This window comes from Pseudomonas sp. C6002, assembly GCF_013385805.1.
In the GTDB taxonomy this organism is placed as follows: Bacteria; Pseudomonadota; Gammaproteobacteria; order Pseudomonadales; family Pseudomonadaceae; genus Aquipseudomonas.
In genome coordinates this window covers 1-21,028 of sequence record NZ_JACAPH010000008.1, presented here as the reverse complement: position 1 = coordinate 21,028, position 21,028 = coordinate 1, and the positions used below count along the sequence as shown (strand labels likewise).

Genomic DNA, 21,028 nt, shown 5'->3' with positions numbered 1-21,028 from the left:
GCAGAGGGCGGGATTCAGGCGGAATGGGCGACCACGTAGTCGCTGATATTGACTCGGTTACGGCCGGTGTCCTTGGCCGCGTACAGCGCGCGGTCCGCTGCGTTGAGCCACATGGCCGCGTCGGTGAAGGTGCTCTGGAAAGACGCCAGGCCAATGCTCAGGCTGACCCGCAGTTCGGGGATTTCCGGGTTGCGGTAATTGCTGAACACCTCGCGCATGCGTTCCATGACTTGCGCGGCCTGTTCCATGGGCATGTCAGGAAGAATCACACAGAACTCGTCGCCGCCGTATCGCCCGGCCAGGTCGTTTGCCCGCAGGTTGCGTCGAAGTTCCAGGCTTAGTTGGCGCAGAACCTGGTCACCGATGATGTGCCCATAGCTGTCGTTGATCTGCTTGAAATGGTCGATGTCGATCAGTGCGATGGTGGCGTTCCCATGTTGTTGCTGGCACTTGTGAAACTTCAGGTGCAGCAGGTCTTTCCACGAACCGTGGTTGAGCAGGCCGGTGAGGCTGTCGGTGCGGCTCAAGGCGCTCAGGGCGCGTTTGTGTTCCGACAATTTGATCGCCAGGCGGTAGCAGACCATGCCCAGCGCCATGGGATACAGGGTCAGCATCGGCAGGCAGGCGTAGACCTGGACCAGGCTGACGTCGGGATTGAAGTGGATGCCAAACAGCAACCAGGACACGCCGATACCCGCCAGTTGCGCCACGACGCCGTGGAGGAACAGGCGTTTGCCGCCGGCGGCGACGTTGTTCATGGTCATCATCGACAGGATGGTCACGGCCGTCAGTGGCGTGAACTGTGTAGTCGCCGCCCAGAACCCGCCGAGCAGTGAGTCGTAGAGCAGGTTTCGCCGTTCCGCCTTGTAGGGGAAATCGGAGCGGGTCGAAAGTTGATAGGCCAGGTGCGCCCAGCCAAAACCATTGAACAGCAGCAACGCCCAGACCCAGCCTGGCATTTGCAGTGGGTAGAGCGCGGCGATGACGCTGATGCAGCCGATGCCCAGGCCGATGATCCTTGGCCTGTAGATACGTCTGGCAAATGACAGCCCTTTGCCTCGTTGGTTTTCCATAGATTCCTGGGTCGATTCTTTTTTTGCAGGTACGACGGCACACGTGATCGGGAAAACCACTGGTCGGATAATACGTGTGAATATTGTCAGTTATTCGCGTGGGAATAATCAGTGTCCTTCCAGGCCATTTGCAAAGGACACGCGGCGAATCAGATAAAAACGACCTTGGATGTCGTTCCTGCAACAGGTCAGTGCTGCGGCACGACCTCATAGCCTGCGAGGAACAGGTCGATGGCCGACTCGATGACGTTCGCTTGAGCGTCGGCGTCCAGGGTCGGCTGGCCGAGGGTGATCTGTGGCCAGAAGGCAAAGGCCTTGAGCAGGCTTTGCACCTGGTGGGCGGCGAAGCATGGGTCGGTGCAGCTCAGCCGGCCGTCTTCCTGGGCGGCGCGTACCCATTGGGTGAAGCCTTCTTCACGCTTGCTCAGGCGGTTGACCATGTCCTGGGCACGTTCCGGCGAGTGGATGGTGGCGGCAATCGCGACCCGGGCCAGGTCGAGGAAGTTGGCGTCCGACATCATCGTCATCTTGGCCTGCAGCAACCCGCGCAGTTGCTCCCGCAGCGGGCGGTCGCTGGCGTAGCTGACGTCCAGTTGCGCAACACTGCTGGCCCACAGTTGATGCAGGATCTCGGCGAACAGCTCTTCCTTGCTCGGGAAGTGGTTGTACACCGTGCGCTTGGAAACCCCCGCCGTGGCGGCAATCTTGTCCATGCTGGTGACCTCGAACCCGTTGTCACGAAACTCGGCAATGGCGGCTGCCACGATGGCTTCGCGTTTACGGTCGGTGAGGCGCAGGGGTACAGTCATGGTGGGAGTTCGGCTCTGAAGGGAAACTTACACTCGGTAGTTTACTTGCTCCCGGTTTTGTTGCAATCTAGAAACTACACTGTGCAGTGTAATTTTTAGAGCAGTCTGCAGGAGTTCCTCGGTAATGGCCACGATCTCAACCCGTCTCGACAGTTCTTCTACAGCGCCCAAGTCTTCCGAACAGCATCAAGGTCACTTCACCAATCAGAAGCCCATCCAGCATGGCGGCTTGGGCAAGACCCTGGGCATCATGTGGAAGATGCTCTTCCAGAAGCCCCGTAGCACGCGCCCGGTGGGTGAGATCCCGGTGCAGCCGCTGACTCGCGAGCAACTGTTTGCCGCCCCGGACCATAGCGTTTTCCGCCTCGGCCATTCCACCGTGCTGCTGAAAATGCGCGGCAAGTTCTGGCTGACCGACCCGGTGTTCGCCGAGCGTGCTTCGCCGTTCAGTTGGGCGGGCCCCAAGCGTTTCCATCAGCCGCCGATCAGCCTTGAGGACCTGCCGCCGATCGAGGCGGTGATTCTTTCCCACAACCACTACGACCATCTGGACCACAAGGCGGTGGTGCAACTGGCGGACAAGACCCGCTATTTCCTCGCGCCGCTGGGTGTGGGCGATACGCTGGTCAAGTGGGGCGTGGATGCCAGCAAGGTGCGGCAGCTGGATTGGTGGCAGGGCACTGAAGTGGACGGGATTCGTTTTGTGTCCACGCCGGCCCAGCACTTTTCCGGGCGCGGCCTGTTCGATGGCAACCAGACGCTGTGGTGTTCGTGGGTGATGATCGACGGCTCACGGCGAATTTTCTTCAGCGGTGATACCGGCTATTTCGAGGGCTTCAAGCGTATCGGCGAGCAGTACGGCCCGTTTGACCTGACCCTGATGGAGACGGGGGCCTACAACGTCGACTGGCCCCACGTGCACATGCAACCGGAAGAAACCCTGCAGGCGCACATCGACTTGAAGGGCCGCTGGCTGCTGCCGATCCATAACGGCACGTTCGACCTGGCGTTTCATGCATGGCACGAACCCTTCGACCGCATCATGGCGCTGGCATGGGAGCGTAACGTGTCGATCACCACACCGGCGATGGGGCAGGCGTTCATGCTCAACCAGCCGGAGCGCGGGCAGGCCTGGTGGCTGGAAGTCGAGCATCAGGGCAGTGAAGCGCACGTCAGCGGATAATCACCGTCTGATCGCGCGCTCAGGGATTTTGAACGAGCCATAACCAGCCATTTCCGACAGACATCCACCTCGCTGAAGGGATGCAATCACGCCTCGAAACTTTATTCCGGGGCGTGGGAGTGTATGGACGATAAGAGTAGGAAGGTCACGGGGCCGGGCGTGCGCTGCCTGTTCAAGCCTTCAGGATCGGGGGACAGTTGTACTCCCCAGCCTTGCGCCCCCACTGCCAGCCAGGGTGTTGTGTTTGGCAGTCATGCGGCCGGTACGATCGTCAATTCGGCCACTCACCAGGGCGGCCTGGAGTTTGGCTCCACGGGCGGTTACGGCCCCAGGCTCGACCTCCCTGGCCCCATGATGCACAGCGTGCGCGATCCCGCGTTATCACTGATTGCCCTCAGCGGTGTCGACCCCGAGGGGCGGGTGATGGTGGAGATTCCACCCGTCGCTGATCCGGGTCATCTGATCAACACACCGCCCCTGGCTGGCAGCCGTATTGGTTTTGCCAGCGAGTACGTTACCGGTGATGTGCGCAAACCCGCCAAACACAGCTCGCACTTTGCCCGGGTACTGGACGTACTGCGTGCAGCCGGTGCGCAATTGGTGCCTGTGACGGCGCGGGTGACCGATGACACACGTCACTTCACCCTGGACCCCGGCAATGAGATTAACGACCGGGTCACGGAAAACCGCCTGGATGGGGTGGTGGCGGATGCGCAAGGTGTTGCTTTCCACAAAGCAGCGACTGCCGATAACCCACGCTTCAGCGTGCCCGCGGGCACCGACGTCGACGGGGTGTCGAGGGTCGTCTGGTTCTATGGTGCGCACTGGTCCAGAGATCGTCTGGCGGCGTTGGTGCGAGGTTGTCAGCAGGTTCTAGGGCGGCTTTAAGGGCCTACGCCATGGGGAGAGTGATCGTACGCCGCGGTAAGAGTTGCCCCCGAGTCATCGAGTATTTCGCTTCTTAGACTGAGGCAGGGATATCGAACGGTATTCCCAACATTCAGGCAGGCGGGGAGTATTTATGATCGGACCAGGTTTGGGCGCGGGATGGGCAGCGGGGCTTTTCGATGCAGTGGTGAACCCGCCACAGGCCTACAGGAGTGCCGACGATTTGGCAGCGGCCATGACCCGGCCCAATGGGGCCAGTTCCGATTCGGTGGTGAGGGATTCGCTGAAGCTGATCGCCAACATGGACAAGGGCTTGCAGGGCGGCAATGCGTTCATTGAAATCAATCCTGACGCTCGTGTGAAAGCCCGTGCGCTGGATCTGGAACGGGCCGAAGGCAAAGTGCGCGGGCCTTTGCATGGCGTTCCGATAGCGCTCAAGGATGTGTTCGAAACCGGCGACAAGATGCAGACCAGCGGTGGCTCCATGGCGTTGGTGGGCAGGCCCGCTTCAAGGAACGCCAAGGTGGTGGACAACCTGCTGAAGGCTGGCGTGGTGATTATTGGAAAAACCAACATGAGCGAATTGTCCAATTTTCGCTCTGAGGCGCCGGTTGATGGCTGGAGCTCCAGGGGCGGCCTGACCCTCAACCCGCATCGGCTGGATGGCCAGGCGGCGGGATCGAGTACGGGCTCTGCGGTAGCCGTTGCTCAAGGGATTGTGCCCTTGGCATTGGGGGTCGAAACCAATGGTTCAATCATTACGCCGGCGGCTTACAACGGTGTTATTGGTTTCAAACCGACCGAAGGATTAGTGAGTACCGAAGGGGTGATGACCAGTTCCCGCCAGGACACGGTGGGCACCTTCACCCGTAACGTGCGTGATGCGGCGCAAGCACTGGATGCGATGACGGATACCAACCGCTACACCCAGGGAATCAAGCCTGACGCCTTGGTGGGCAAGCGCATCGGCTATACGCCGTTGCCTAAGTTATCAGCAGAAGATGCCAACGACCCGGCGAAAAAAGCCGACAGGCAGCACTTCGAGGATGCCATTACGTTGCTGCGAGGCAAGGGCGCGACATTGGTACCCGTGGGTCAACTGGGTGAGGGCGTCCCGTACGAAACCCATGAACAATATAACGACGCGTTGTTATCGGACGTTAAACACCAGCTTGAAGCCTACCTGGCCGGACGGGCAGGCTTGCCGGTGAAGTCGCTGGCTGAGCTGATTGAATTCAACGAGCGCAACAGCGGTCCGGGTGTGCCGGATCAACAGATGCTCACCATGATCAACGGGATGGATATCAGTGATGAGGCGCGCAATGAGTTATGGGCTGCCATCGGCCCGATTTTCAAAAGCACCATCGATAAGCCACTGGCCGAGCATAAGCTTGATGCAATAGTGTCCAATTTTCACTCGTACAGTTACTACTACTCGGCAGTGGCCGGTTATCCCGGTATCTCCATGCCATCGGGAATGGACGATGAAGGGATGCCAACGGCCGTTCACTTTTATGGGGCAAATTTGAGCGAAGCCACGTTGCTGTCGGTCGCCTACGGGTATGAGCAGGCCTCCCATGCAATCAGGAAGCCTGCGTTTACACCCGGCCTGCGCTAGTCCGGATTACTTCAACCCATAACGAGCGGCGGGTTCACGGTGCGACAGGTTCGGGCCCAGGGCGAGGCGTGCGCTTTCGTAGGTGTCCCAATCGGCGCTGTCCGGCAGGGACGGAATCGTCACGGCTTCGCCTTGGGCGAGGCCTGCCAGGGCGGCGTCCACCAGGTTTTCGGTGGTCATCACCATGGCTTCCGGCAGGTTGTTCACAGGCAGGCCGGCGATGTCCCAGAACTCCGTGGCGGTAGCGCCTGGCAGCACCACCTGGACCACTACGCCCTTGTCACTCAGCTCATGCTGCAGCGATTCGCTGAACGCCTGCACGAACGCTTTGGTACCGCCATACACGCCGTTCAGCACTTTGGGAGCGAGAGCGACAATCGAGCCGATATTGATAATCGTGCCACGCCCTTGGGCGACAAAGTTGGTTGCCGCGGCTTTGGCCAGGCGGGTCAGCGCCAGCACGTTCAGCAGAATCATCGCGTCCATTTTGTCGGCATCCGACTCCAGCAGCGAAGCCGTGGCGCCCACACCGGCGTTATTCACCAGCAGGCTGATACGGCTGTCTTCGTGCGCGATCCGGGCGATTCGCGCCAAGTCGGCTGGCAGATTGAGATCGGCCGCTATCACTTGCACGTCACGCTGGGTATTGGCTTTCAAGCGTGTTGCCAACTGCTCCAGACGTTGCTGGTTGCGGGCCACCAGAATCAGATCGTAGCCGGCACGGGCCAGGCGGTCGGCATACACCGCGCCTATTCCTGACGAGGCACCGGTAATCAGGGCATAACCTTTGTGTTGCGACATGGCAGTTGCTCCAAATGGGCCGGGGAGGGGATCGGCCTTGTTGGAACCAAGATTATGGGTGTAATGTGGTGGCTGCAATGTCATATATCCCTCCTTTAGAGACATGAGGTTTGGCCATGGTGTCCGTCGGTATCCTGCTTTTTCCCGGTTTCCAGGTGCTCAGCCTGTCCACCAGCAGCGTGTTCGAATTTGCCAACTTCGTGGTGGGGCGACCGTTCTACCGCGTGGACTTGTTGTCGGAGCATGGCGGGCCGATAAAAAGCTCCATGGGCTTTGCCATTGATAGCCTGGCGTTCGGGCAGCAGGTCTACGACACGATCCTGGTGCTGGGGGACAACGAACTACTTGAGCCCACTCCCGGCATGGTGGAGTACCTGCAAGCGTCATTGACGGCGTCGCGCCGGGTTACGTCGGCCTGCACCGGGTCGTTCCACCTGGCGGCGGCCGGCCTGTTGGAAGGGCGCAAGGCAACCACCCACTGGTACCACGCCATGACGTTTCGCCAGCGCTACCCCAACGTGAAGCTGGAGGAAGACCGGATCTTCACCGTCGATGGCCCGCTCTGGACTTCTGCCGGGATGACCGCCTGCATCGACCTGGCCCTGGCCCTGGTCGAGCACGATTTGGGCGTGGAAGTGGCCCGCGACGTGGCGAAAAAACTGGTGGTTTACCATCGCCGTGCCGGTGGCCAGTCACAGTTCTCGGCGTTGCTGGAACTGGACCCAAAGTCCGACCGCGTACAAACCGCCCTGGCGTGGGCCAAAGGGCACTTGCACGAGGACCTCTCGGTAGAACAACTGGCGCAAGCGGCACACCTCAGCCCGCGTCAGTTCAGCCGACTGTTCCGCGCCGAAACCGGGCAATCGCCGGCCAAGGCGGTAGAACACCTGCGCATTGAAGCCGCCCGGTTGATGCTCGAATCCGGCAGCCACTCCATCGACGTCGTCGCCCGGGAGACGGGCTTCGGTGACCCGGAGCGCATGCGTCGAGCCTTCCTGCGAGCGTTTGGCCAACCGCCACAAATGATCCGTCGGGCGTTGCAGTTGCAGGCGTGAGTTGATGGCCTTGCGCGCTATGCACCATTGGGCTGAGGTGTTGTTGGGTCAATGGACGCCGCTGTTGAATCCAGAAACCTTGAGATGATCCCTTTGGCGGCCGGTTGTGCCGGAGTGCTGGCGCGGCCCCGCACATTCATCCCCCAACCCGGCGCAAAGCCCGGGAAAAACACCAACCCTTCAGCCTCCAGGCGAAACGCCACACTCAGGCGGACAGCATCGTCCACGTCGCCATGGCTTTCAAAACGTTGAAGGGCGTCCACTTCCACATCCGCTTCCCGGGCCAGGTCTTCCCGGCTCCAGCCCAGCATCAGGCGGGCCTGGACGCTGTGCCGTGGGGTGAATTGATGAAGGACGATCTGCTGTTCTACAGTGCTGCTCATTGCCAGAGAGGACATGGACTTTCTCCAGGTTCGACGGGGGAAGGCAAACTATACTGTGTTTTTGTACAGTTGTTTTGACCGCTCATCAACTGGATTTTCCGATAGCGCTGCCGCCGCTCTATTTCGCCCCTTCCAGGTAGGTGCTCGGTGACTGCCCAAGCACCCGGCGGAACATGCTGGAAAATGCCGCCGGGTTTTCATAGCCCAGGTCCAGGGCGATCCGGGTGACGCTTTCACCGCTGGCCAACCGCGCCAAGGCCTGCACAACACAGGCTCGCTGGCGCCACTGCACGAAGCTCAGGCCGGTTTGTTGGCGGAAATGCCGGCTGAAGGTGCGCAGGCTCAGGTGCGATTGTTGCGCCCATTGAACCGGTGACTGGTGCACGTCCGGCCGCTGCAGAAACGTCAGGCACAGCTCAAGCAGCCGTGGTTCCTCCGGCAGCGGGATATGCAGGGGCAAGTGCGTGGCGCGTGCCAGTTCATACAACAGCAGGCTGACCAGCGCACCGTCGCGCCCGGCCTCGTCGTATTCCAGCGGCAGCTCCACCGCCTCCATCAGCAGCTGGCGCATCAGGGGGGAAACGTTGATGACGTGGCAGTCGGTGCCCAAGTCGGTGACGGCGTGCGGTTCGATATACAGGCTGCGCGTCGACACGCCGAGCATCAGCACTTCATGGGGCACTTGGGCGGGAATCCACACCGCGCGCTGGGGCGGCACAACCCAGTTGCCTTGCTGGGTGCTGACTTGCATCACCCCGGTGGCGCCATACAACAACTGGCCGCGCCGATGGCTGTGGCGCTTGAGCAGATAGCCGTGGGGATAGTCGGTGCCGATTGCCACGACCGTTCGCGGGGTCAGGTCGAGCTGAGCGATGGAAACGTTGCGCATGGAGCTGATTCCGGAAGTGGCAATATCTCGCACATTATTGGCCGACATGCGCAAGCGGGCCAAGCCTTGAGTCTCTATCGTCGACAGCTCTCCCTGATACTGAAGGCGATTCTCGATGTTCTATCTATTACTGGCACTGTTCGGCTGCATGACCGGCGTAACCGCTGTGCTGTTCGGCTTCGGTGGCGGGTTCGTGGTGGTGCCGTTGCTGTACGGCATGCTCAAGCTCAGCCACGACGCGGGCGTGAGTGGATCAGCGATGCATATCGCGGTCGCCACCTCGACCTGCGTGATGATCGTCAACGCGCTGATCGCCACTGGAAAACACCGTCGCAAAGGTAATCTGATTCGCCACTACCTGTGGCCGTTGGGCGGGTACATCGGGGTTGGCGCCGTGCTGGGGGCAGGGGCTGCAATGTTCGCCAGCGGCGATTTCATGCGGTACGCCTTTATCGCCTACCTGGCCATCACCATCGTCGATTGTCTGTTGCGCAGGGGCTTTCTCAGCCAGGACGACACACTCCAGCCACGACGCCTGAGCGGCATGGAAGTGACGGGCGGCGGCATCGCCATTGGCCTGATCGCGACCTTCCTGGGGGTGGGCGGCAGCGTGATGACCGTGCCGCTGTTGCGCCGTTGTGGCTTGAGCATGTCCCAGTCCACGTCCATGGCTAATCCGCTGAGCGTGCCGGTGGCGCTGGCCGGTACATTTACCTACATGCTCATGGCGGGATTCGCCAAGGTGCAATTGGGCGCGTGGTTTGTCGGCTATGTCGATTTGCTGGCGTTCGCCATCCTCACCCTGGGCTCGCTGCTGGGCATTCGCCTGGCCACGCCGTGGATCGGTCGCATCCCGGATGCACTGCATGCGCGGGTGTATATCGGGTTGTTGGGCGTGGTGATGGTGAGCATGCTGGTCTGACGCAAGTGGATTTTGCGTTCTTTTAGCCGCAGGCTAGGGTTACTTCTCTATTCAAAAGAAAGTGACCGGGGGAATGTCATGTCCATTTCCGAAAGCGATTGGCAGAAGTTCAAAGTCCTCAGGGCATTGGCGCTTGAACGCTTTTACCTAGGCGTACTGGCTGATGCAAAGACCATCAGCGAGCGCGAAACGCTTTCTGCCGAGGCTCGGTACAGGACGCTGTATAGCCTCACCAGGGATCGCGATAACGATGTCGTCCGAATGTTTGATCTCTACAGTCGTTCGAAAGCCCGCGAGAGCCTTGCGCAAATGATCAGGCATGATTTGTTGAGTGATTCAGAGTTGTCGGTATTAAGCGAAGAGACATTGAGCGCTATCGGCTACGCGGTCAGGCAGCGTTACGAAATCGAGTGGGTTGCTGCACACGTACAAGGCGACTGAGTCTTGTCTTAGACTTCAGTCAGAATGTTCAGGAAATATCTTGATGCTTAGTTTTAATTGTACGCAGGCGGCTGGTAATTTTTTTAGCCGGGTTCACAAAGGCAAAAAAATTACCCCGGTTCAAAAACTGCCGACACAAGAGCGCCAGGGCGATGACCTGTACGCCGACCCTCATCAGTGGCTGGTCCATGCCGCGACGGTGCAACGTAAACATGTGCTGTTGGCGATACATCTGAAAACCCGCTATTGCATGCTGTTTTTTGATATGAAAAAAGCCGACGCCGATGGCTTCGTGCGCACCTTTATTAATCGGTGGATGAGTGGTGTTTTGGATCTCGCCTTGAAGTCTGATGTTTTGGATTTGGTTGATCCGTCTGTGCCTGAGCAGCAATTTGTCAGTTTGGTCGAGTCGTACTCTCTACAGCAGCGGGGTGATCGGAGTGCGCAGACTCAAATCAACGAAATATTGCGGAGTTTTGAGATGGACGCAGAAGGCGTGGATCTTGTTGCAATGCCTTGGAGCGCTCTGCATTACGACGCTCGAATCAACCATACGCCTCGAAGCTTGAAAGATGTGAAGGGGCTTCATTTACCGGATGAGGAAATGCTGATTCACTGGTTGGTCACGGTAGGCGGCTTGGACCCTGCGGGCGCCGCACTTGCACGTGAAAAGTACCGTTTATTCAGCCGAAGGGCCTGACCTGGAATCGCATTACCGTTCTCCCAACCCCGGCGCCTCGCGAATAATCAGGTGATCCAGGTTCTCGATATTGGCACTGAATACCCCGAACGTCTGCTCGGGGTTTTTCTTGCTTGGCACCTGTTTCAGCTCCGGCGTCACCCCGTAGAAGAAGCAATACAACGGCCGATCACTGTCCACCGCGGCCTTGATCTGCTCCAGGAACGCCTTGCGCTTGCGGTAGTCCTCGATCAGTTTTTTGCTCAGGTAAACGTTGATGGAATAGGGCTTCTTGTCGAGCCAGGCTTTCTTTTCGAAGTCGATGCGAAAGCTGCTGGTGTAGTCCTTGATCTCCTTGATCTTGCCCCAGTAGATCAGGCCTTTATTGTCTTGCAGGTATTCGATCTTCTTGAAAAACGTCCAGTAGGTCGCGGTGTGCTCGCCGATCTTCAAGGGCATGCTTTTGAGCTTGTCCTTGTCGCCGATATTGGACACGTAGCATTCCACCGGGTGGGCAAAGACGCTGGTCTTGTCCGGGGTGGTGTCGCTTGAGCTGTGAGACAAGGCGTTGCGGGTTGCCGGCGTTTTCGGCGGCTCTTGTGCGGTGCCACCCTCAGCACCGATGACCGGCGTTTTGCGTTCGTACTGGCGCCGCGTCAGGACAAATTCCGACGGGAAGTTTTCCTCCGGCCCATCCTCAGATTCGCCTTTTCCGGCAGGGCGACTGGCGTAACGGCAACCCTCGATATGCCGGGTGCTGGGGATGTTCTTGAAGTGGGGCGTACGCAGGTAATTGACGTTTTTCGCATTGAACGTCCCCAGCACATTGCCCGCCGCAAACGCCGCCCGGCATTCGTCGTTGGGGCACAGGAAACTGTCCTTGTCGGAATCGAAGGCGGCGGTTTCGTCGAAATTCAGGTCGCGCACGTCATAGATCGACAGCTTGTCGTCGAGACTCAGGCTGTAGGCCGTGTCGAATTTCATGGGGCTCGGGTCCGTGAGAGATTTCGCTATTAATAGCGGGATATCGAGCAAATATCAGTAGAAATTACGCACGGACCACCACACGCCGGCCACTCAGGAAACACAAGGTGCCACCCACTGCCGTCAGCCCGCTGAGTACATAGAACATCGAGGCGGGGGATGCATTGATCAGCAGGTAGCCGCAGATTACCGGGCTCAAGGCGCCGCCAAATGCCGCCAGGTTTTGTGCGCCGTAATAACTGCCGCGCAGGGCGTCCGGGGCGATGGTGTCGATAAACAGGAACTCGGACGGGTAGATGATCATCTCCCCGAGGGTGAACACAAACATCGCGACACACCACGACACCAGGCCGTCCGCCATGCTGAAGCCGATCAACCCGGCAATAAACAGTGAGGTGCCGAGCACGATCCAGTAGCGCAGTTGTTCACGCTTGAGGAAGCGGCCGATCTGGTACTGCATCAGGATCACCGTGATGGCGTTGCACGCCAGCACCGCAGAGAGAATTTTCAGCGCGTTCTCCGGCTTGTAGGCCACCAGCAGAAATTGCGACAGATAGAGGGTGTAGCGCCCGTGGACAATGGTGCTCAACAGGCTGCCGCTGGTGAACAGGATCAAGGTGCGATCGCTGCGCAGCGTCCTCAGGGTGCTGAGAAAACTTAAGGGTTTGTTGCTGTCGTCGCGCTGGGTCGGTGGGATGCCGATCATCAGGAACAGGCTGCCAAAGGCAATCGCGCTGGCGATCAGGAACGGTGCCAGGGGCATCTGCCCGGCAATCACCACGCCGAGCATCGGGCCGGTGGCGTAGCCGACATTGGTCAGGGTGTAGCGCAGGGAAAACACCTTGGCCCGCTGGCCCACCGGCAGGTTCTCGCTGATGATCGCCTTGGAGCCGATCAGGAACAGCGCCGAAGCGGCTTCGGTGATCACCAGGGTCAGGGTGGTCAGGTACAGGTTGCTGGCAAAGGTCAGCAACAGAAAACCGATGGAGCTGGAAAGCATCGCCAGGATCAGCAGCTTGCGCTTTTCCAGGCGGTCGATGATGTAGCCACCGTAGAGGCCCAGCAGGGTGGCGATGAACACGGCGATGCCCATCAGCAAGCCGATGTCTTGCTGGTTGAGGCCCAGGCGGGTGCTCAGCAACAGGGCGAGCAATGGGCTGGTCATGGCGCGGCTGACGACGATGGTCACCGAGCAGATCATCAGGCGGCGGATTACCAGGGAGTACGTGGCCACGGTGGGGCGGATGTCCTTATTCTTTTTTCAAGACGATGAAGATCCAGTGTGGGAGCGGGCTTGCTCGCGAATGCGGTGTGTCAGTGCCAACTGTACTGGCTGATCCACCGCATTCGCGAGCAAGCCCGCTCCCACGTTTAGATCGAGTTACTGGCCGGCATTGATGCTGATTTTTTCCACCGCACCCTGCTCCAGATCCCACTTCTTCAGAATCTTGCCATACGTCCCATCATCAATCATGCCCTGCAACGCCTCACTGATGGCCGTGACCAACTCGGTATTGCTCTTCTCAATCCCAAGCCCGGTGAACTGCTTGGAAATCGCCAAGCCCACTGGCTTGTACTTACCCTTGTCCAGCGACATTAGGTAAGGAATGGTTTCACTGCCCTGCATCGCCGCATCCAGACGGTTCTGCTGCAACTGAGCCCGCGCATCCGCCGAGCCCTCGGTACCAATCACCACGATGGCTGACTTACCGGCCTTTTCGCAGTTTTCCTTGCTCCACGCGGCAATTTCCGACGGCCAGGTGGTACGTCGGCTGGTGCCGACTTTTTTACCGCACAGGTCAGTCAATTCCTTGAGGTCTTCACGCTTGGCCAGGGTGTACAGCTGCGGGCCGCTGGTGAAGTAGTCGATAAAGGTCACCGCCTTCTGACGCTCGGCAGTGTCGGTCATGCCCGACAGCACAATGTCCACGCGCTTGGTGGTCAGGCCGCTGAGCATTTGTTCGAAGCCGGTTTCCTGCCACTTGATCTTCACCCCCAAACGCTCGGCCAGGGCGTTGCCCAGGTCAAAGTCCAGGCCGGTGAGCTTGTTGGTGGCGGTGTCCTTGAAATCCATCGGCGGGTAGTTCGGCACGATGGCCGCGCTGATCTCACCCTTGTCCTTGATCGCTGCCGGCAATGCCGCCAAAACCGAAGTGGAGGCCATCAGGCCTACGAGCAAACTTGGAAGAAACAGATTTTTCATGGGGGCGTTCTCGTTAGTTTTTTAGTTAAGTGCGAACGGCAGAAATAAAGCTTTGGGTACGCGGGTTTTGTGGGCTTATTAGAATTTCTTCCGGGCTGCCGGCTTCCACAATCTGGCCGGCATCCATAAACACCATGCGGTTGGACACTTCGCGGGCGAAGCCCAACTCATGGGTGACCACAATCATGGTCATGCCGGTGGTGGCCAAATCGCGCATCACCGACAGCACTTCTCCTACCAGCTCCGGGTCGAGGGCTGACGTGGGTTCGTCAAACAACATCAGCTTGGGGCGCATCGCCAGCGCACGGGCAATTGCCACACGTTGTTGCTGGCCGCCGGACAACTCCACCGGGTAGGCATTGCGCTTGTCCGCCAGGCCGACGCGGGCCAGCAACTCCAACGCGTCCTCGGTGGCTTCCTTGGGCGAGCGCTTGAGCACCTGGCACGGGCCTTCGATGATGTTCTGCAACACGGTCATGTGCGGGAACAGATTGAAGCGCTGAAACACCATGCCGGTGGCCAGGCGCTGACGAGCAATCTGTGATTCATTCAACTCATGCAGCTTGTTGCCGACGACCCGGTAGCCCACCAGTTCGCCATCGACCCACAGGCCGCCCTTGTCGATTTTTTCCAGCTGATTGACGCAGCGCAGCAGGGTACTTTTGCCGGAACCGGACGGGCCGATGATGCACAGCACTTCGCCTTGTTCGACTTCCAGGTTGATGTCCTGCAACGCGTGATACTGGTCGTAATACTTGTTCAGGTTCACGGCCTTGACGATGCTTCTCATGGGGCAAATCTCCTCAGTCAGGGCTTACGAGCGCTTGCCGGCGCCGCGGGCAAAACGACGCTCGAGGCGGCTCTGACCGAATGAAAGAACAGTCACCACCGCCAGGTACCAGATGCCGGCAACAATCAGCAGCTCCATGACCCGGGCGTTGGCGTAGTAGATGTTTTGCGCGTTGTGCAGCAGCTCCGAGTACTGGATCACACTCGCCAGGCTGGTCATTTTCACCATGCTGATGAACTCGTTGCCCACAGGCGGAATAATCACCCGCATCGCCTGGGGCAGAATCACCCTACGCAGCGCCTGAAGGCTCGGCATGCCGATCGACTTGGCGGCTTCGTACTGACCGGTGTCCACCGACAACAGGCCGGCGCGCACCACTTCAGCGGTGTAGGCACCCTGGTTGATGCTCAGGCCGAGGAGGGCGGCCACGAACGGCGTCATCAGGTCCACGGTGTCGATGCTGAACAGGCCGGGAATCGCGATCACCGGGAAAATCAGCGCCAGGTTGAACCACAACAGCAGTTGCAGAATCAGCGGCGTACCCCGGAACAGCCAGGTGTAGGTGATGGCCACGTAACGCAGGATCGGGTTGGCCGACATGCGCATGATCGCCGTGATCACCCCGATCACCACCCCCAGCGCCATGGCCAGGATCGACATGATGATGGTGTTCACCAGGCCCCAGATGATCGCCTCGGACGTGAGGAACTGACCGATGTAGGACCATTCGATCTGGCCGTTGGCGAATGCACGCAGCAAGGCAGCCAGTGCGATCACGATCAACGTGGCAAAAAACATCCGCCCGTAATAGCGACGCGGCACGTGCTCGTACTGGGTGATATCGAACTGGTTCTCGGTCTGCTGGCGCTCGGCTTGCAAGCGCTCTGCCGGGGTTTGTTTCATGGTGACTCTCCAAAACAACTGAATACACTGATGATCGTTCCCACGCAGAGCGTGGGAACGATCTTTAACCCTGTAGAGCGAGCTTGCTCGCGATGGTCGTGAACGATAACGCTGGAAACCTGACACCCAGCGGCGTTCTTGAGTTTTTCGCGAGCAAGCTCGCTCCTACAAGTGAAGCTGTCTCAAATCCGAAAACCGGTGTAACTCTGTGCCCACTCTTGCTGCACAGCCAACGCAGTCTTCAACCGCCCAATCTGCTCCCTTACCCGCTCCGGTGCCGTCCCACCCCAACCACTGCGCGCCGCAATCGCCGCTTCCAGGGTCAGGCACTCACGCACTTGCGGCGTCAGCCGCGTATCCACCTCTGCCAACAACGCCGGCGAGGCTTCCCACAATTCAATTTCATGCTTCTCACAGGCCTGCACCAAGGCACCGGTAATCTCATGGGCCTCCTTGAACGGCACACCACGAGTGGCCAGCCAATCCGCCACCTCAGTTGCCAATGTGAAACCCATCGGCGCCTGACGCCGCAGCTCTTCCACCTGCACCTTCATCGTCGCGACCATCCCGGCCATCGCCGGCAGCACCAGCAGCAACGTATCCACGCTGTCCAACACACTGTGCTTGTCTTCACTCAAATCGCGGTTGTACGACAGCGGCAACGACTTGAGCGTGGACATCAGCCCGGTCAGGTTGCCAATCAACCGCCCCGCTTTACCCCGCGCCAATTCGGCAATGTCCGGGTTCTTCTTCTGCGGCATGATCGAGCTACCGGTGGCGTAGGCATCGTCCAACTGCACCCAGCGAAACTGCCGCGACGACCACAGGCAAAACTCCTCCGACAGCCGCGAAATATTCACCCCGAGCATGCCTGCCACAAACAGAAACTCCGCCACGTGGTCGCGACTGGCTACAGCGTCGATAGAGTTTTCGCACGGCCCGGTGTAACCCATCTCCTTGGCCGAATGCTCCGGCTGGCGAGCAATTGCCGAGCCCGCCATCGCCGCGGCACCCAACGGCGACAACGCCGTACGCGCATCCCAGTCCACCAGGCGCTGCACATCCCGCAGCATCGATTGCGCATGAGCCAACAAGTGATGGGCGAACACAATCGGCTGCGCCTGCTGCAAATGGGTGAAGCCCGGGCAGATGCTCTCGATATGCTGCTCGGCCTGGTCCACCAGCGCCTGCTGCAAGCCCAACACCTCGGTGGTGATGGTGCGCGCGTGGTCTCGCAGGAACAGGCGCAAATCGTTGGCCGTCTGGTCATTGCGCGAACGCCCGGCGCGCAGCTTGCCGCCCAGGGCGCCCAAACGCTCGGTCAACACCCGCTCGATGAAGGTGTGCACATCCTCGTCATCCAGCGTCGGGTGCAGTCGGCCAGCGGCAAAGTCCTCACCAATCCGGTCCAGCGCTTCCAGGGTGCGCAAGGTTTCCGACTCATCCAGCAACCCGGCGCGCTGCAACTCACGGGCATGGGCCCGGGAGCCGGCCAGGTCGTAGGGCGTCAGGCGAAAATAGCGCTCGGGGCAACGGGACAGCGCCGCCAAAGCAGCAGACGGGCCGGACTTGAAACGAGCACCCCAGAGGCGATCGGTGGGCTGAGACATGGTGTTCCTCACGCTTGTTTTTAGAAGTGACAAGCCCGATGGACGTGGCTTGGCCTTATGGATTCGGAGGGCAGTAGCAAAACGAAAAGTCCTGATCGAAGTGTCAGGTTTTTATGGGCATTAAATCAGCCGGTAAAAGCTGTTCAACCCGCTATATTCAAGGTTGCCAAGGGCGGTTAAGTATGTTCATTATTGCCGCCCGGCGATGTTCATGGAGTAGGTCAAAGCCTGTTGAATATGGCACTTGAGGTCAACACGTATTATGGAAACCCCACTTTCCAATTCTGGAAACATACCGCCAAAACCCGGCACAAGACCGCCCCTGCAACTCAGCGGCCTGGATTTCAAATTGCTGCGGGTGTTCAAGGCTGTGGTCGAAGCGGGCGGCTTCAGCGCGGCGCAGAACGAGCTGAATGTGGGCCTGGCGGCGATCAGCAAGCAGATTTCCGACCTGGAAATTCGCATCGGCATGCGCCTGTGTACGCGAGGGCGGGAAGGGTTTGGCCTGACCGAAGAAGGCAAATTAGTCTATCAAGCGTCCATTGAATTATTTGCCTCGGTAGACAGTTTCAGAGACAAGCTTAGTTCGGCGCAGAATGAACTGATCGGCGACCTTAGTGTGGGCGTTATTGATAACACCGTCTCCGACGTTAATTCACCGCTGATTAATGCGCTGGGAAGATTACATACAGAGTCGCCAAAAATAAGATTACGCCTACATGCCTCGCAACTGGACGAAGTTGAACGGGGCGTGGTGGAAGGGCGGCTGATTGTCGGCATCGTCCCGGTGTACCAGCGGCGGGAAGAATTCGATTATTTCCCGCTATACGAAGAAAAGTCCCACGCGTACTGCGCCGTCGGGCATCCGCTGTTTGAAGCGAGTGATATCAACGCAGATGTGTTGCGCCAGCATGAAGTGGTCAACCATCGTTACGCGATCCACAGCGACAAGGCCAACTTCGTCAGCTACGACAGCCAGTCCGCCTCGGCCTCACAGGTAGAAGCCGTGGCCATCCTCATCCTCACCGGCCGCTTCCTGGGCTTCCTCCCCGAACACTACGCCGCGCCGCTGGTGAGAGAAGGGCGCCTGCGCGTGTTATGCCCGGAGCAGATCCACCTGAGCACACCGTTCAACCTTATCCTGCGCCACAACGCCCCACGAAGCCCGCTGGTCAAAGCCTTCGCAACGGCACTCGGCGTGGATCTCAAAGCGCCAATCTAACGAATTCACACCACCCTTAGAACCTACAGAGATCCCCTGTGGGAGCTGTCGAGCCCCAGCGAGGCTGCGATGGGATCAACTCGGTCTACTCGCAGACCCTATCCACCCGCATCACCGCCGCAACTTGCCCAACTTCTTCTTCGCATGAAAATGCGCCTCCTGCGCCGCCACCAACAGCTACCTGTTCGGCTACGCTTGTCGGGTAGCTGCTATAGAGCTATGCAATAGAGCATCTGCAAACTATCATTCTTACCTGTCTTCCCATGCCTTGAGAGGTGTTCCTTATGTCTACTGGAACGATCTTCACCAATAACCGTACACAAAATATCCGCATCCCTGCTGACATGCGTTTTCCCGCTGGGGTGAAAACTGTAGAGGTGCGTGCCGTGGGGCGCGAACTGATTATTTCGCCGGTTGAAAACACTTGGGACAGCTTTTTCCTTGCAAGCGAATCGGTATCTGATGATTTTATGGAGGAGCGCGCCGACCAAACCCAGCAAGAGCGAGAGTCCTTTGATGATTAAGTACATGCTTGATACGAACATCGTGATCTACATCATCAAGCGTCGGCCTATGGAAATACTGGAAAAATTCAATGCGAATGTAGGTCGTATGGTGATCTCTTCGATCACCCTTGCGGAATTGATGCACGGGGCCGAAAAAAGCCAGTTTGTTGAGAGAAATACTCGGGCGGTGGAGGACTTCGTCTCCCGGCTTGACGTCATTCACTACGATGACAAGGCCGCTTTTCACTACGGCTCGATCCGCTTCGATCTCGAAAAGAAGGGCACTCCAATCGGCGTAAATGACCTGCACATCGCGGGCCACGCCAGAAGCTCAGGATTGGTCTTGGTGACTAACAACGAAGGTGAGTTCAAGCGAGTGAATGGCTTGATCGTGGAAAACTGGATCGCCGCCTAAGGCAGTCAATCCAGCGCACACAGATAGGTCGTCCAGGCGATTCAGCGTTGCTTGATTCGTTTCTTCTTCGCATGAAAATGCCGAAAATGCGCATCCTGCGCCGCCGCCAACAACTCCCGATCCCCGCGCGTATCACCCCAGGCCCTGAGCCGATACTCCCCCAGATCCCCATAAACCGCCTCAAGCCGAAGCACCTTATTCTCACACCGGCAATTATTCCCTGTGAGCTTGCCCGTCAATACCCCGTCAACCACCTCAAGCTCAGTGCCGATCAACCGGATCCCAAGCCGATCCGCAAACGGCTGCAACACCAACGCCGGCGACGCCGAACACAGCGTCACCACCGCCCCGGACTTCACCTCATCGGCCACCGATTGCAGCCCGGTTGGCCGCATCAACTTGTTCCAATAGGCCTGGCAATACGCTTCCGCTTTCTGCTGAACCCACGCCTTATCCACGCCGGTCATAAAGGTGCGGATCAACTGCGCCTTGAGCTCATCACGGCTGATGACGCGCAACAGAAACTGCGCGCCAGGCACCGCCAGCTTCACCATCCTGCGCACGAACTCGCCTTTACCAAAGGCGAACTTCAGGAACGGCACGAAGCTGTCGTGGTGGGTCAGGGTGCCGTCGAAGTCAAAGACGGAGAGTACTTTGGCATCCAAGGGGCCGGATTCGAGCATGTCTGGGTTCACGGGCGGGTCTCGGTCCTATCTCGTAATTTTGGTAATACATCAGTTGTGACCACAGAAGTTTACTCTTCTTTCAATCTTTCGATTTTCGAGTAAAGCCCTTTGGTGAAGTCACCGCGGTCACTTGATCGGTGACAACGCTGATGGCAATTCGGGCACAAGGCTACAGCATTGGTGATGCGATCCGAACCCTTCTGGGCGAGGTGCTTGACGTGATGTACTTCAAGAAATGGCAAGCCATCCACTTCGAAGGGAGCGTTTGAACCGCAGCCTTCGCAAATGCCATTGGCCTCATTCAATACCCAAGCGCGTACTTTGGGATCGCGAACAAAAGCCGTACCGACAATGGACACTTTCTGTGGCTTCGCAATTCCGTCCGGCACCTTCTCGATGGGCTGCTGCAGTAGCTTGGATGCTCGGCGGACGAGGGTTTGTTCATCTGCAGTTTGCGCTGTTTCATCTGATTCAAATATACGAAGGGCAGTGAGGGCTTTGCGAATCTGTTGTTCTACTCCCGAGCCCACGTTATTTGCAGGTTTGTACCCCTTGATCCGATCCAGGCCCATTTGGACCAGAACCGCAGAGATATTCTGCATGCGAAACTCGATGGAGCCTTCTGTACGACCTGCGATTGGTCCCTGACGTAGCAATCGGTTTTCATGGGCTTTATTAAAGGGTTGGCCGTTCTTCTCCAACGCCAACATCTTCAAGTAGGTCTCGACTGCCGCGGCTAATTCCTCGTCGCTCCAGTCGATGCTGTCTTTTGTAATATCCATACAGTCGCCGAGGGTAGAAAGTCCTCGGACGATACTGAGTGGCCACTAGCACGTCTACGAAATTTCCTACGAGACTGTAGGATTTGGCACTCTGCAAATACAAAAAAGCCCTGAACAAGTCAGGGCTATTCAGTTGGCTAAGGAATCAATCCCAGCTAAGCGCACCACCAGTCTGATACTCGATCA

At 58.5% G+C, this 21,028-nt stretch carries 23 protein-coding genes; 10 read left to right on the top strand and 13 right to left on the bottom strand.

Annotation, left to right across the window (positions count from 1 at the left end; genetic code table 11):
* Nucleotides 1–14 precede the first annotated feature (14 nt).
* Entirely contained in the window at nt 15–1,073 is a 1,059-nt protein-coding gene (locus tag HX817_RS03330; RefSeq protein WP_177039790.1) for a diguanylate cyclase, read from the bottom strand.
* A 188-nt stretch (nt 1,074–1,261) separates the two neighbouring features.
* Complete coding sequence (locus HX817_RS03325; protein ID WP_003211473.1) at nt 1,262–1,882, bottom strand: TetR/AcrR family transcriptional regulator; 621 nt, start codon at nt 1,880–1,882, stop codon at nt 1,262–1,264.
* 124 nt (nt 1,883–2,006) lie between these two features.
* Between HX817_RS03325 and HX817_RS03320 the strand changes: the two genes are divergently transcribed.
* The 3 genes from HX817_RS03320 to HX817_RS03310 all read left to right on the top strand — a co-directional run bounded on the left by HX817_RS03320 (nt 2,007) and on the right by HX817_RS03310 (nt 5,571).
* Complete coding sequence (locus HX817_RS03320; protein WP_003211475.1) at nt 2,007–3,065, top strand: MBL fold metallo-hydrolase; 1,059 nt, start codon at nt 2,007–2,009, stop codon at nt 3,063–3,065.
* A gap of 123 nt (nt 3,066–3,188) precedes the next feature.
* Nucleotides 3,189–3,953, top strand: coding sequence for an amidase family protein (locus tag HX817_RS03315; protein WP_177039789.1), 765 nt, complete (start codon nt 3,189–3,191; stop codon nt 3,951–3,953).
* Between the two features lie 235 nt (nt 3,954–4,188).
* Entirely contained in the window at nt 4,189–5,571 is a 1,383-nt protein-coding gene (locus HX817_RS03310) for an amidase family protein (protein WP_256348642.1), read from the top strand.
* Nucleotides 5,572–5,577: 6 nt separating this feature from the next.
* Here HX817_RS03310 and HX817_RS03305 read toward each other — a convergent pair whose 3' ends face one another.
* On the bottom strand, nt 5,578–6,372 hold the full coding sequence (locus tag HX817_RS03305; RefSeq protein WP_008432939.1) for an SDR family oxidoreductase: 795 nt from the start codon (nt 6,370–6,372) through the stop codon (nt 5,578–5,580).
* Between the two features lie 116 nt (nt 6,373–6,488).
* Between HX817_RS03305 and HX817_RS03300 the strand changes: the two genes are divergently transcribed.
* On the top strand, nt 6,489–7,427 hold the full coding sequence (locus HX817_RS03300) for a GlxA family transcriptional regulator (protein WP_008432938.1): 939 nt from the start codon (nt 6,489–6,491) through the stop codon (nt 7,425–7,427).
* A 17-nt stretch (nt 7,428–7,444) separates the two neighbouring features.
* Here the strand turns inward: HX817_RS03300 and HX817_RS03295 are convergent, their stop codons facing one another.
* A complete protein-coding gene (locus tag HX817_RS03295) occupies nt 7,445–7,825 on the bottom strand; it encodes a helix-turn-helix transcriptional regulator (protein ID WP_008432936.1) in 381 nt (126 codons plus the stop codon).
* Between the two features lie 103 nt (nt 7,826–7,928).
* Nucleotides 7,929–8,699, bottom strand: coding sequence for a helix-turn-helix transcriptional regulator (locus tag HX817_RS03290; RefSeq protein ID WP_177039788.1), 771 nt, complete (start codon nt 8,697–8,699; stop codon nt 7,929–7,931).
* A gap of 115 nt (nt 8,700–8,814) precedes the next feature.
* Between HX817_RS03290 and HX817_RS03285 the strand changes: the two genes are divergently transcribed.
* The 3 genes from HX817_RS03285 (at nt 8,815) to HX817_RS03275 (ending at nt 10,762) form a co-directional block, all read left to right on the top strand.
* Entirely contained in the window at nt 8,815–9,621 is an 807-nt protein-coding gene (locus HX817_RS03285; RefSeq protein ID WP_177039787.1) for a sulfite exporter TauE/SafE family protein, read from the top strand.
* A 78-nt stretch (nt 9,622–9,699) separates the two neighbouring features.
* On the top strand, nt 9,700–10,062 hold the full coding sequence (locus HX817_RS03280; protein WP_003211495.1) for a hypothetical protein: 363 nt from the start codon (nt 9,700–9,702) through the stop codon (nt 10,060–10,062).
* A gap of 43 nt (nt 10,063–10,105) precedes the next feature.
* Entirely contained in the window at nt 10,106–10,762 is a 657-nt protein-coding gene (locus HX817_RS03275; RefSeq protein WP_102369730.1) for a hypothetical protein, read from the top strand.
* Between the two features lie 12 nt (nt 10,763–10,774).
* On the opposite strand, the gene HX817_RS03270 is transcribed toward HX817_RS03275, so the two are convergent.
* The 6 genes from HX817_RS03270 to argH form a co-directional block, all read right to left on the bottom strand.
* Nucleotides 10,775–11,725 (bottom strand): hypothetical protein, encoded by a 951-nt coding sequence (locus HX817_RS03270; RefSeq protein ID WP_177039786.1) that lies wholly within the window; start codon nt 11,723–11,725, stop codon nt 10,775–10,777.
* A gap of 64 nt (nt 11,726–11,789) precedes the next feature.
* A complete protein-coding gene (locus HX817_RS03265) occupies nt 11,790–12,959 on the bottom strand; it encodes an MFS transporter (protein WP_003211499.1) in 1,170 nt (389 codons plus the stop codon).
* Nucleotides 12,960–13,106: 147 nt separating this feature from the next.
* Complete coding sequence (locus HX817_RS03260; RefSeq protein ID WP_177039785.1) at nt 13,107–13,928, bottom strand: ABC transporter substrate-binding protein; 822 nt, start codon at nt 13,926–13,928, stop codon at nt 13,107–13,109.
* Between the two features lie 25 nt (nt 13,929–13,953).
* Nucleotides 13,954–14,718: an amino acid ABC transporter ATP-binding protein gene (locus tag HX817_RS03255; protein WP_003211502.1), complete on the bottom strand. Its 765-nt coding sequence runs from the start codon at nt 14,716–14,718 to the stop codon at nt 13,954–13,956.
* A 24-nt stretch (nt 14,719–14,742) separates the two neighbouring features.
* Entirely contained in the window at nt 14,743–15,621 is an 879-nt protein-coding gene (locus HX817_RS03250; protein ID WP_003211504.1) for an amino acid ABC transporter permease, read from the bottom strand.
* Between the two features lie 182 nt (nt 15,622–15,803).
* Nucleotides 15,804–17,231: an argininosuccinate lyase gene (gene argH / locus HX817_RS03245; protein ID WP_177039784.1), complete on the bottom strand. Its 1,428-nt coding sequence runs from the start codon at nt 17,229–17,231 to the stop codon at nt 15,804–15,806.
* A 262-nt stretch (nt 17,232–17,493) separates the two neighbouring features.
* Here argH and HX817_RS03240 point away from each other — a divergent pair, with 262 nt between their 5' ends.
* The 3 genes from HX817_RS03240 to HX817_RS03230 all read left to right on the top strand — a co-directional run bounded on the left by HX817_RS03240 (nt 17,494) and on the right by HX817_RS03230 (nt 19,374).
* Nucleotides 17,494–18,453 (top strand): LysR family transcriptional regulator, encoded by a 960-nt coding sequence (locus HX817_RS03240; protein WP_102369727.1) that lies wholly within the window; start codon nt 17,494–17,496, stop codon nt 18,451–18,453.
* Between the two features lie 284 nt (nt 18,454–18,737).
* Nucleotides 18,738–18,977 carry a type II toxin-antitoxin system VapB family antitoxin gene (gene vapB / locus HX817_RS03235; RefSeq protein WP_008432930.1) on the top strand — a complete coding sequence of 80 codons (240 nt, stop codon included), beginning with the start codon at nt 18,738–18,740 and terminating at the stop codon, nt 18,975–18,977.
* Nucleotides 18,970–19,374 carry a type II toxin-antitoxin system VapC family toxin gene (locus HX817_RS03230; RefSeq protein ID WP_177039783.1) on the top strand — a complete coding sequence of 135 codons (405 nt, stop codon included), beginning with the start codon at nt 18,970–18,972 and terminating at the stop codon, nt 19,372–19,374. Before vapB ends, HX817_RS03230 begins: the two co-directional genes overlap by 8 nt.
* Before the next feature lie 41 nt (nt 19,375–19,415).
* Here the strand turns inward: HX817_RS03230 and HX817_RS03225 are convergent, their stop codons facing one another.
* The gene (locus HX817_RS03225) at nt 19,416–20,057 is read right to left on the bottom strand and encodes an HAD-IB family hydrolase (RefSeq protein WP_003211514.1); all 642 of its coding nucleotides are present in this window, start codon (nt 20,055–20,057) and stop codon (nt 19,416–19,418) included.
* A 71-nt stretch (nt 20,058–20,128) separates the two neighbouring features.
* Nucleotides 20,129–20,842, bottom strand: a complete 714-nt coding sequence (locus HX817_RS03220; RefSeq protein WP_177027675.1) for an HNH endonuclease — start codon at nt 20,840–20,842, stop codon at nt 20,129–20,131.
* Nucleotides 20,843–21,028: the final 186 nt, after the last annotated feature.